The sequence below is a fragment of the Cedecea sp. Ae19-4 genome (assembly GCF_059801165.1).
Genome location: NZ_JBCHWG010000006.1, coordinates 22,638 through 32,183, shown reverse-complemented (window position 1 = coordinate 32,183; position 9,546 = coordinate 22,638). Strand labels below are relative to the sequence as shown.

12 protein-coding genes and 2 pseudogenes are annotated in these 9,546 nt (G+C 49.3%); 4 read left to right on the top strand and 10 right to left on the bottom strand.

All coding sequences use genetic code 11. The features are described 5' to 3' along the window. The 5 genes and pseudogenes from AAIE02_RS23240 to AAIE02_RS23220 all read right to left on the bottom strand — a co-directional run. Positions 1 to 834 (bottom strand): annotated as a pseudogene (locus AAIE02_RS23240) (hypothetical protein); the annotation flags it as partial. Continuing rightward, positions 831 to 1,829 (bottom strand): DNA cytosine methyltransferase, encoded by a 999-nt coding sequence (locus AAIE02_RS23235; RefSeq protein ID WP_498533381.1) that lies wholly within the window; start codon positions 1,827 to 1,829, stop codon positions 831 to 833. The pseudogene AAIE02_RS23240 and the gene AAIE02_RS23235, both read right to left, overlap by 4 nt. Before the next feature lie 10 nt (positions 1,830 to 1,839). Then, the gene (locus AAIE02_RS23230) at positions 1,840 to 2,742 is read right to left on the bottom strand and encodes a DNA adenine methylase (protein WP_498533380.1); all 903 of its coding nucleotides are present in this window, start codon (positions 2,740 to 2,742) and stop codon (positions 1,840 to 1,842) included. Further along, positions 2,739 to 3,311, bottom strand: a complete 573-nt coding sequence (locus tag AAIE02_RS23225) for a 3'-5' exonuclease (protein WP_498533379.1) — start codon at positions 3,309 to 3,311, stop codon at positions 2,739 to 2,741. The genes AAIE02_RS23230 and AAIE02_RS23225 overlap by 4 nt, the downstream gene beginning before the upstream one ends. 69 nt (positions 3,312 to 3,380) lie before the next feature. Beyond that, positions 3,381 to 3,733 (bottom strand): annotated as a pseudogene (locus tag AAIE02_RS23220) (hypothetical protein). Between the two features lie 211 nt (positions 3,734 to 3,944). On the opposite strand from AAIE02_RS23220, the gene AAIE02_RS23215 reads away from it, so the two are divergent. Then, on the top strand, positions 3,945 to 4,121 hold the full coding sequence (locus AAIE02_RS23215) for a hypothetical protein (RefSeq protein ID WP_006117875.1): 177 nt from the start codon (positions 3,945 to 3,947) through the stop codon (positions 4,119 to 4,121). Here AAIE02_RS23215 and AAIE02_RS23210 read toward each other — a convergent pair whose 3' ends face one another. From AAIE02_RS23210 to AAIE02_RS23200, 3 genes are all read right to left on the bottom strand, one after another. Continuing rightward, positions 4,122 to 4,487 carry a hypothetical protein gene (locus AAIE02_RS23210; RefSeq protein ID WP_498533378.1) on the bottom strand — a complete coding sequence of 122 codons (366 nt, stop codon included), beginning with the start codon at positions 4,485 to 4,487 and terminating at the stop codon, positions 4,122 to 4,124. 111 nt (positions 4,488 to 4,598) lie between these two features. After that, positions 4,599 to 4,826, bottom strand: a complete 228-nt coding sequence (locus AAIE02_RS23205) for a phage filamentation protein Fil family protein (RefSeq protein ID WP_006117874.1) — start codon at positions 4,824 to 4,826, stop codon at positions 4,599 to 4,601. A gap of 435 nt (positions 4,827 to 5,261) precedes the next feature. Continuing rightward, entirely contained in the window at positions 5,262 to 5,465 is a 204-nt protein-coding gene (locus AAIE02_RS23200; protein ID WP_498533377.1) for a DNA-binding protein, read from the bottom strand. Between the two features lie 282 nt (positions 5,466 to 5,747). On the opposite strand from AAIE02_RS23200, the gene AAIE02_RS23195 reads away from it, so the two are divergent. From AAIE02_RS23195 to AAIE02_RS23185, 3 genes are read left to right on the top strand one after another with little or no spacing between them, the layout of a single operon-like run. Further along, the gene (locus AAIE02_RS23195) at positions 5,748 to 6,110 is read left to right on the top strand and encodes a helix-turn-helix domain-containing protein (protein ID WP_498533376.1); all 363 of its coding nucleotides are present in this window, start codon (positions 5,748 to 5,750) and stop codon (positions 6,108 to 6,110) included. 35 nt (positions 6,111 to 6,145) lie between these two features. Next, positions 6,146 to 6,742 carry a hypothetical protein gene (locus tag AAIE02_RS23190; protein ID WP_498533375.1) on the top strand — a complete coding sequence of 199 codons (597 nt, stop codon included), beginning with the start codon at positions 6,146 to 6,148 and terminating at the stop codon, positions 6,740 to 6,742. Beyond that, positions 6,739 to 7,746 (top strand): phage integrase, encoded by a 1,008-nt coding sequence (locus AAIE02_RS23185; protein WP_498533374.1) that lies wholly within the window; start codon positions 6,739 to 6,741, stop codon positions 7,744 to 7,746. The genes AAIE02_RS23190 and AAIE02_RS23185 overlap by 4 nt, the downstream gene beginning before the upstream one ends. 294 nt (positions 7,747 to 8,040) lie before the next feature. Here the strand turns inward: AAIE02_RS23185 and AAIE02_RS23180 are convergent, their stop codons facing one another. After that, positions 8,041 to 8,289: an ogr/Delta-like zinc finger family protein gene (locus AAIE02_RS23180; RefSeq protein WP_064767481.1), complete on the bottom strand. Its 249-nt coding sequence runs from the start codon at positions 8,287 to 8,289 to the stop codon at positions 8,041 to 8,043. A gap of 39 nt (positions 8,290 to 8,328) precedes the next feature. Further along, positions 8,329 to 9,465, bottom strand: coding sequence for a phage late control D family protein (locus AAIE02_RS23175; RefSeq protein ID WP_498533373.1), 1,137 nt, complete (start codon positions 9,463 to 9,465; stop codon positions 8,329 to 8,331). Positions 9,466 to 9,546: the final 81 nt, after the last annotated feature.

The following is a 9,546-nucleotide window of genomic DNA, read 5'->3' as shown; positions in this document are numbered from 1 at the left end:
CGCGGGTCTTATTCTTGGCGGCGTCAGACAGAAAAGGCGCGCAAGGCTCGCAGCTTCATCGTAAAGGCACTTTGCATACTGCCGATCACTCAACATCTCAACCGTTTCGTGAACTTCACTCAGCACAGACCGCATATAGATCGCAACATCCTGCGCCAGCAGCTCAACATCTTCCGGCGTAAAGTCCGGTAGCCGGTTAAAACGCTCAACCAATCCGTGCAAAGTATTAAAAGTGTGGTAAATCGGGTTTAACTCACTGAATGCAGTATCGCCCTGTGATTTAGCCTCATCGTTAATAGTAATGGCGTACTGCTCATTCACCATATTGATTGGCGGCACATCCCTGCGGATGATATCGCGCAGCGTCAGGCGGGCAATGTGCCTGCCCTTCATGGTGTGAATGCTGTCAATGCGGGATGAAAGGCGCAGACGAATAAAGCGCGGCAGCGGGGAAAGGACTTTTTTAACCCAATCTAAAAACTCCTTCTCTTGACCCAATTCAAATAGATCAACAGAAGGAGATTTATCAACAAATATAGCGGGATGGGGTTTACTCCATTCGCAGCTATCAACCGCGTTTTGGTAGTCAAAAGTGACTTTATCCCCTGCCCTTACTGCATTGGCTTCGCGTTCTGAATAGCGCACTAAATAAGTTGGTGCAGCGCCTGCTTTTCCGACCAGCTCAACGCCGATTAGCCACGACTGCCCAACCTTTTTTTTATTCACTACACGCCGAATAACAAAGCATGATGATTTCCGGGCGGCGTCTACAGCGCTACCCGGAAAAGCCGGAGATTCCGAAGGTGAGCAATGCCCACTTACTGCGGTGGTCATTGAGCACTATCCAGATATGCAGCTATGAAGGCTTCCGCGACCGGCGCAACGATGGCGTTACCGTAGGCGCGCAACTGGCCCACTCGTCCGGCAACCCCATCAACCAGCGGCTTAAGTCCGGGTTTAACTGGCCTCCACTTTCCATCTCGGCAGAAAATCCAGTCAGAACCTGCCCAGAAGCCGCCAACCGCATTGGAGATGTTAGCCGTGCCGCACCACCCAGAGTTGTACCCCTCGATGGGTGGTTTGCAGCCGCCCCCATCCCTGCAACCTGATTGTTGTCTATCGTTGTTGGTGTGGGCCAACCTGTTAGTTGCGCTGTCACATCCAACCGATCCGTTGACAGCTTCCCGTTGCGAATCCTGCCACCCAGATAACCACCCTTCCCGTCCGTTGCTGTTGGCGTCGGCCACCCAGCTAATACAACTGCCGTTTGCAAATTCAATCCTCCCTGTCTCCCCGCATTCGATGGGTGTTTCCATGAATTGGCTGTCGGCGTCGGCCACCCAGAAGAGGCGCTGGCGGATGTGCGGAGCACCGAAGCCCGCAGCGCAGAGATCGAAACCTGCAAAGGCGTAAGCCGCGTTTTCCAACTTAGCTTGTACATCGTCGAGCCAATCAAGGCCGTCTTTGCTCGCAACCTGTTCGCCAAAGATAACGTTAGGCTGGCACTCCGATATAAGACGAAACCATGCCGGGAAGAGGTGGCGCTTATCGCTTTTTCCTTTTTTTGATCCGCAGACACTGAAAGGCTGGCAGGGGCATGAGCCTGTCCAGACGGGGCGATCATCGGGCCATCCTGCACGGCGCAAGGCGTAAGACCAGACGCCGATCCCTGCGAAGAAATGGCATTGCTTGAATCCTTTAAGGTCATTTGGCGTTACTTCCTCAATAGAACGGGAGTCAACGACGCCAGGGGCGATATGCCCGGCGTCAATCAGATTGCGCAGCCATTGCGCAGCAAAGGGATCGATTTCGTTGTAATAGGCAGTCATAAAAGGCTTCTCACAGTGGAATCGGGTTCTCTTCTGATTCCCAATAGCCAGGGAGCACATCGCTATCGGATTCATCTCCACGTCCCTCAACGATGCCCAAAGTGCCGATCACCTCTTTGGCCTTCTGGCGGTTGCTGGCGTCAGTGCTTACAGAGCGCTGCACGTCGATTTCATGCAGGCGGAAGCGGTGGTAAATCTCGCGGGTGGTTTCGGTGTCGCTGTTGGAAATGACAACCGGCGCACCATATTTGCGGTTAACCTCCAGCAGCTCCGCCGCTAACTGGCGGTGGTGCTTTTCGGTGAATGGTTCGGTGTGGTATTGGGTGAAATTGGCGGTTTCGCTGGCAGGCAGGTACGGCGGATCGCAGTAGATGGCTTCATCTGTTCCAACCATCACTTTGAGGGTGTTTTGAAACGAGCTGCACAGGAAAATAGCTTTGGTGTCGTTGGCCTTCTCAGCAAACTGGCGGATCTCCGCTTCCGGGAAGTAAGGCGCGGTTTTGTGCTGACCAAACGGCACGTTATAACCGCCGCTCTGGTTGTAACGCACCACGCCGTTGTAACCGTGGCGGTTGAGGTACAGAAACAGGGCAGCGCGGGCCACATCAAGCAAACCTTTTGTACCGTTGAAAATGCGGCGGTTCTGTAAATATTCCTCTTTGGAATTGCCGGTAGCAAAGAGCGGGCGGGCAAGATCAATCACCAACTCAGGATTGCTTTTTACCTCACGATAAAGGCGGATCAGATCTGGATTGATATCCGCAAGGATATAGCGGCGATAATCGGTATTGAGGAACACGGAAGCGCCGCCAACAAAAGGCTCAACGAGGCAACCAGCCTTTGGTAAATGCGGCAGTAATTCAGGCATCACGCGGCTTTTGCCACCGGGCCATTTGAGGAGGGAACGGATCAAAATGCCGCCCCCATAGCGCCTTTGGCTGCGAGGCTTTTTAGATTGTCTGAGAGCTGGGCGATCTGATTCCACACATCAGCGGCAGCGTTATGTTTTTCAGAGTCAACAAGCCGATTTGAGGCATACCCACAGACAGTAAGCGCAACCTCTTCAACCGTTCTAACGTCGCGGACATTCCAGAAATTCCAGACCGGTTTCAAATCTACAGCGCGCATTGCGTTGTAGATAATCGGCATATCGTAATCAGTACCGCGCGCCCAAACTTTCACGCTCGCCAGATCACAATATTCCAGGATAAACATATTTAATTCGCTAAGAGCTACAGGGAGGGAGTAAGCCCCTTCTTTGATTACTTCCGCTCGCACTTCTCCCGACTGCTTAAACCACCATTTGATAGTTTCAGCACCCAGCGTTCCACCAAATGCCTCACTGCTTTCAATAGCAATGCGCCGGTACATTGAGGCGGAAACTCCACCTGACATAGGGTCAAAGATTGCCGCAGCAATAGACGCAATCGCCGCAGTTGGCTTGTTATCCATGGCTTCAATATCAATCATTACGTGCTTCATCTTGCTTTCTCCTGGGTGCAGGAAGCCCGGCGCGGTGATGCGCCTGACTACTGGTTAATCATTCAGTGGTTAATTGACTGCGCCATCCGGCGCGGTGGTGGTGATTCGCGTAACGCCTGAATTTCAAGGCGCGGCGCAGCATGATCGGGAAGCTCCCACGGCAACGCCGCAGCCAGCTCAGCAAGGCGCTTAATGCCCAACATCAGGCTCACTTTGTCCTGAGAGCTGAACTGTTCGAAAGGCATGGTTAGATGGGAATGAGTCAGCGACGGCAGATCTTTAAACCGCTGCGCGGCTTCGTTTGCCAGCAGAATGATCACCTTTTTCTGAGTCTCGCCCAGACGGTTGAAACGGCTCGCCGTGTCATTGGTGCGGGAAACTGAAATGCTCGACTGCAAGCGGGCGCATTGCTCAAGGAACATCTGACGCCCGGATACTGGTTTTTCTTGTCCGATATTCATAATCCTATCCCCCATCGCTACTACTTATCAGGCGCACTACTCGCAAGTAATGCCTCGGTTAAGTGCCGGGTTTTAGCCATGCCCGGCGCATGGTTTTGTGGTAATTTCGTTATGCCGCCTTCCAGCAAGAAGCGAGCGGCATAACTACCCACCAACAAAAGGAAATAAAAAGTTGGAAGATGAAAAAATTATTGAACTCCTGAGTTCCGCCATTGAAGCCCTGGAATCCATAGACGCCAGACCAGCTAATAACAATGGTGTCTCGGAAACTATTCGCGATCTGGCGAATAAGATTCATAAGACTGCTTATGAGAAATATCCTCACACTGGTGGTGTCTGGGTGTTTTAATTATGTGTTCTGGCCTCCGATAGCATTACGGAGGCTTTTAATGTTTTCAGGGGTCAGTTCAATACTTACTACTAACGGACTTTTTATACACAGAGTCTTATTTCCATCCGTTGGCGAAAATTGATTAATGCCGTGGTGAGCATAATGCTGTGGTACATCCCCCTGACTTATTCGCGCAATAAACGTCCTAATTTCGGCAATGGTTTCAATATCTGCATCATCAGAGCATATTGCCACGCCGCACAAGTGGTGAAGGCTATGACGTAACATAGTAATGGAGTAACCACCTGATGGAGACCCATCCTGATTACTCAGATGGTAGACATGAAGTATCTTATTTATTTTAGCTTCGTATTCTTCTTTCATTTTTATCTCCGTGATTTTCAGTTTGCTTTCTCGCGTATTCTTGGTGAGCAAATGCGCCATCACTTAATAAAGTGACGACAGGCAGAAAAAATTTTATCTGTTACTTAATGACTAAAGCAGCTTTTTGAATAGTCTCGCTAAGGCACTAAATAAGCCTTTGTTTATCTTCTTCGTATAAACAAAAGGCTTACTCATACCTTTAATAAAACGCACCTTATTCGGTTCCGGTTTAAAGAAACGCCCGTCCGGGCATTCAATCCAGCCGCGTGTATTACGGTAGTGCGTGACCTGGCAACCGTGCTTTAACAGGCTGGCAAGTGATGGGGCGTTATCGTTCATATCGTGTACCTGCTAAAGTTGCCTACGTGCTTTGCGCTCAACTTCTGCGCGGCGGCATATAAATTCTTCTTGGGCTTTACTTCTACGCAATTTCACTTTCTCGCAATGTTTACGAATTAGGAATTGAAGCAAGCTCAGAATAAACACCACGAAAAATAAAAGACCGATAATCATTTCAGTTTGCATGGTTCTCTTCTCGTTTCATCCTGCTAATTTCTTCACATGCTTCATTCATAGAAAAACCTCTACCGAAATAATCTCGGCTACCCTCAGCGCTCTTATATATGTAGTAAGAACGCCGCCCGAATGCTCGCGGCGAAACGTTAATGGTAAATCCCAAATACAAATAAACGTTTTTGTATACATTAATTAGCCCCGGAATACTTCCGGCATACGATCCATTTTGTGAATAGCATTTTTTCATTCGCAAATCCTTCAGCTATTAGCGATCGCATCCTTGAGCATGGCGACCATATTTACTTCAACCTTTTCCCCTGAAAGCTTCTTAGGTCGAATAATGATACGCCCGTCCTTTACCATGTCCCGGCATGTCTCAAATGGGATCCCAGTAACCTTGGCGTACTCCTTAAGTGAAAGGTAAGGAGCCATTACGTTTAAATTGATTGTGATGTTTTCCATAGAAACACCTCGATCAGTTTGCGTTTACCGCTTCCATGCCACGCAAATAAATCATGCGCGCCATGCTGGAGATCGAACGACATTCTTTGGCGGCCAACGCCTCCAATAACGCGCGTTCTTCGGTGGTCAGCCGCATAGGGATAGGATTGCCAGAAGATAACCCCTTCGGAAGTCGTGACCTTTGAATGTTCTCGTCTTGTGTCATAGTGGTATATTGTGATCTGCTAAATGTCTGTGAAAAGCATTATGAGAACAATAATTCTCATTGTCAAACGGTGTTATATGAACTTTGATTCTCATTGCGCTAATAGATTGAAATCTGAGCGAAAAAAATTAGGGTTAAGCCAAGCTGCTATTGCTGAGCTTTGCGGTGTTTCGCGAGAAATGTGGGGGAAATATGAGCGAGGTGTTGCCGTGCCTGGTGGTGAGATTCTGCTCGCCTTAGCTTTGAATGGTGGCAACGTTCAGTATGTACTCACAGGCCAACAGAACGCTGCCAATGGCGAGATCAGGCCCAGAAGTGAAGAAGAGAAAAAATTACTTGAAAACTACCGCGCGATGGATGACGCGGCGCGCTTAAACATACAGGCGGTTGGTGATGCGTTTGCGCAATCAAAGCCTAGTGCAAAAGTTAGCGATGAGTAAAAGCTATCGGAATGATTACAACAAGGATTAACTTTATGAAATACAAGACGCTACTTTGCTTAAGCCTTTTAGTAGTAACTTCCTTTTCCTCGTCAGCTGAAGAACTGTTAAAGAGGGAAAGTGTAGAACCGGAACTTAGCTGCTTAAATGGGCCGGTCAAGATAAAAGATCAATCTGAGTTTCATTTGCTGTTTGGTGATTACACGGAAGAAGATGGAACCCTTAAAGTCATTAGCCGAAAACCACTGAAGATTCATGTGTACGCAGAGGTGTTTGGCGGTGATTTATCTGAAGTAAAAGATCATTTAGTTAAGAAGGCTCTGATATCCAATACTTACCGCGTATTCGCATTCAGTGACATTGACAAGATAACTGTCACCTCCTCTGCGAAAGAGAGCAGCATAAGTAATGGAGTCAAAAACGGAAAGCCCCTCAAATCTCCAACATATACAATTACAAAAACTAGAGAGCAGGCGCTAAGCGATTTGCGCAAACTAACAAATGCTAAATCATTTGATGATTTGTTTGACAGGCATCAAGTCTGCCTCTTCTCACCTATCTTTAAGCAATTCCTGTATGACGATCAGGGTGGTATTGGCATATCAAAATTCTTTAATCGGATCCAAAAGTGACTGTTCGCAAGTTACCCTCTGGCAAATGGCTTTGCCAGTGCTTCCCGTACGGCCGTGATGGGAAGCGCATACGTAAGCAGTTTACCACCAAAGGTGAGGCGCTCTCATTTGAGCGCCGTACCATGAATAATGCTTCAGGCCAGACGGTTAACGATAATGCGGTAACACTCTCCGCATTCGTTGGCCGTTGGTTTGAAATGCACGGTAAAACGCTGACCTCTGGCGAAGAACGCAAAGTAAAGTTACTCGCCATCTGTGAGCGCTTAGGGGATCCGCTCGCTGCCCACTTTGATAAAAACACGTTTGCTGTTTACAGGGAGAGGCGCTTAAGCGGTGAATGGAATCAGAAGGGAAAAAAGAAACTTAGCGAGGCGACGGTAAACCGCGAGCAATCTTATCTGCACGCGGTCTTTGCGGAAATGAAACGCTTAGGGGAATGGGAAGGTGATAACCCACTTTCAGGGATCAGGCAGTTCAAAGAGGGTGATCAGGAGCTGGCTTTCCTCTACGAGGAAGAGATTGACCGCCTGATTGCAGCTTGCGACGAGTCTGCCAATAAAGATCTCGGTATCGTCGTTAGAATTTGCCTGGCGACTGGTGCACGCTGGAGTGAAGCCCAGGACTTGAAGCAATCTCAAATATTGCCAGGCCGTCTGACATTCACTCAAACCAAAAGCAAAAAGAACCGCACAGTGCCAATATCTGCCCAACTACAAGAGTTGCTGCCGAAGAAACGTGGAGTGCTGTTCTCCCCCGCTTATGAAGCCTTCAAATCTGCACTTAGCAGAGCCAGCATTGAGTTGCCTAAAGGTCAGCGTACCCACGTCCTGCGGCATACCTTTGCAAGCCATTTTATGATGCGTGGTGGCAATATTCTGGTGCTACAGCAGATACTTGGTCATAGCACTATCATGATGACCATGCGGTATGCGCATTTCGCACCAAATCACCTTGATGCAGCAATAGCACTTAATCCGTTTGATAACCGTGAAGAGACGAAATAGATAGTCAGCCAAAAGGCAGCGCTGCCACCCTGCTGCCATTTTGCTGCCACTGCCCCAGATCGCAGGCAATAAAAAACCACCCGAAGGTGGTTTACACGACACTGCTTATCATTGATTTTATTCTTTTTATTCCCATGGTACCCGGAGCGGGACTTGAACCCGCACAGCCATAAGCCGAGGGATTTTAAAAACTATCAATGAGCCTTATAAATCATAACGTTATGACTTACAAGGCATTTACTAATGGTGAAATGCGGTGACGGCGGGTGATAACTGGTATTCTGCTGCCACTATTTAAAGGGCTAGGTTTAGCTGGTCTCTGCCATAGTGAGATGCGGGGAAAGCATCGCGCGGGATGAAATCAGGCGGTAACGGCGCTGTACCTGCACGTTTTGTTACTTCCCTTTCCACGCTGTTAAGCGTGGTGAATGACCGGCTACACTCCAGATTCTGACACTGGTGATATTGCCGAATTGTCATATCAGTAATTTTACGGCTGGTACGGGTGCGGGCCATAGCGCCGCAAAATGGACATCTGAACATAATGATGGCTCCCCTGTGGGAGTTGAACTCCATTTCATTTTATTCAGTTTCCGCTATCCAGTCAGGTATTTTTGCTTCCAGCTCCAGCCGGGTGGTAAAACCGCTGTCGTCTATGACGTGCTCAGCACGCGCAATAATCCAGTCCTGATTGTCTATTTCATCCTTAAAACCGCTAACCGTAACGTGCATTTCCGGGTAAAGCTCAGCGCGGCCACGCGCCAGGGTGATCGAAAACTCTGCTGCGCCACGCTGAAGCTGTTGCCACTTTGCTGCCGCCGCACGTTTCGCCGCCTCTTCATTCTGGTAAGTCTTGCGCAGCACATAGACGTTACCGTCTGCGCCCTCCATGTAATCACCCTCACGGCTGCTGCTCTTCTCTTTTTTGGGCTTTGCAGGTTTACGCCGCTTAACACTGACCTTTTTCTTTTTGCCAAAATTGAGATCCAGCCAGTAAGCCCTGACGCCGGTATACGCATCCCGATCGGCAATACGGAATCTGTGCCGGTCGCCACTCGTGCGGTCAATGCTGGCAGAGGGTAATGCCTTCCCGTCAGCGGTTACACCACCACCCGGCAGGATAAACAGCAGACTGCCGTTCTTGACGGTAGCAATTGCGCCCAACATTTCCGCCATGCGGGTAAGGAATGACATATCGCTTTCCTGCGTCTGGTCGGCGTGATCAATCTCAATATCCATGAGCATTTCACTGATCTGCGCCTTCAGTCCGTAGCGGTGCGCAATTGCCGACACAACGCGCTCAACGGTCACGTCATGCCATGAGACTTCGCGCTTTACGTTGAACTCTTCACGAAAATCAGCGCTGCGGGCAGTAACGCCAATGGTATCTGCCGGGCCTTCGTGGGAAACCTCGTCAACCGTGTACAGCCCCTTGTAAATCAGCGGTTCACCCAGCCAGCCAATTGATACGGCAAGCTCAGCCCCGCGCGGCGGTAGTGCAACCATGCCGTCAGTATCATCAATGGATATTGACAGCTGATCGGCATCAAAGCCCCTGTTGTCCGTCAGTGATAACGACATAATCCGATCATCAAGCTGCGTCAGTACCTTGCCGCCCATCGTAATGCTGAATCCCGGACTTTTTACCGCCTCGGTAAGTGAATCGTTATAACTGCTTGCGGCGTCGTTAAGTGATTTGGTCAGGTCTGTAAGTGCCATGCTTTCCCCCTTCTTCCGGCGAAGGATCCCACGCGCGCGGGAGAGACCAAATCGGTTTTTGTTGTCGCCGTCCGGCCAGAC

Coding starts and splice junctions, on each gene's coding strand:
- AAIE02_RS23210 (WP_498533378.1), bottom strand. CDS start 4,487: ATGAAAGAAGAATACGAAGCTAAAATAAATAAGATACTTCATGTCTAC.
- AAIE02_RS23190 (WP_498533375.1), top strand. CDS start 6,146: ATGAAATACAAGACGCTACTTTGCTTAAGCCTTTTAGTAGTAACTTCC.
- AAIE02_RS23175 (WP_498533373.1), bottom strand. CDS start 9,465: ATGGCACTTACAGACCTGACCAAATCACTTAACGACGCCGCAAGCAGT.
- AAIE02_RS23200 (WP_498533377.1), bottom strand. CDS start 5,465: ATGGAAAACATCACAATCAATTTAAACGTAATGGCTCCTTACCTTTCA.
- AAIE02_RS23205 (WP_006117874.1), bottom strand. CDS start 4,826: ATGAACGATAACGCCCCATCACTTGCCAGCCTGTTAAAGCACGGTTGC.
- AAIE02_RS23180 (WP_064767481.1), bottom strand. CDS start 8,289: ATGTTCAGATGTCCATTTTGCGGCGCTATGGCCCGCACCCGTACCAGC.
- AAIE02_RS23235 (WP_498533381.1), bottom strand. CDS start 1,829: ATGACTGCCTATTACAACGAAATCGATCCCTTTGCTGCGCAATGGCTG.
- AAIE02_RS23195 (WP_498533376.1), top strand. CDS start 5,748: ATGAACTTTGATTCTCATTGCGCTAATAGATTGAAATCTGAGCGAAAA.
- AAIE02_RS23225 (WP_498533379.1), bottom strand. CDS start 3,311: ATGAAGCACGTAATGATTGATATTGAAGCCATGGATAACAAGCCAACT.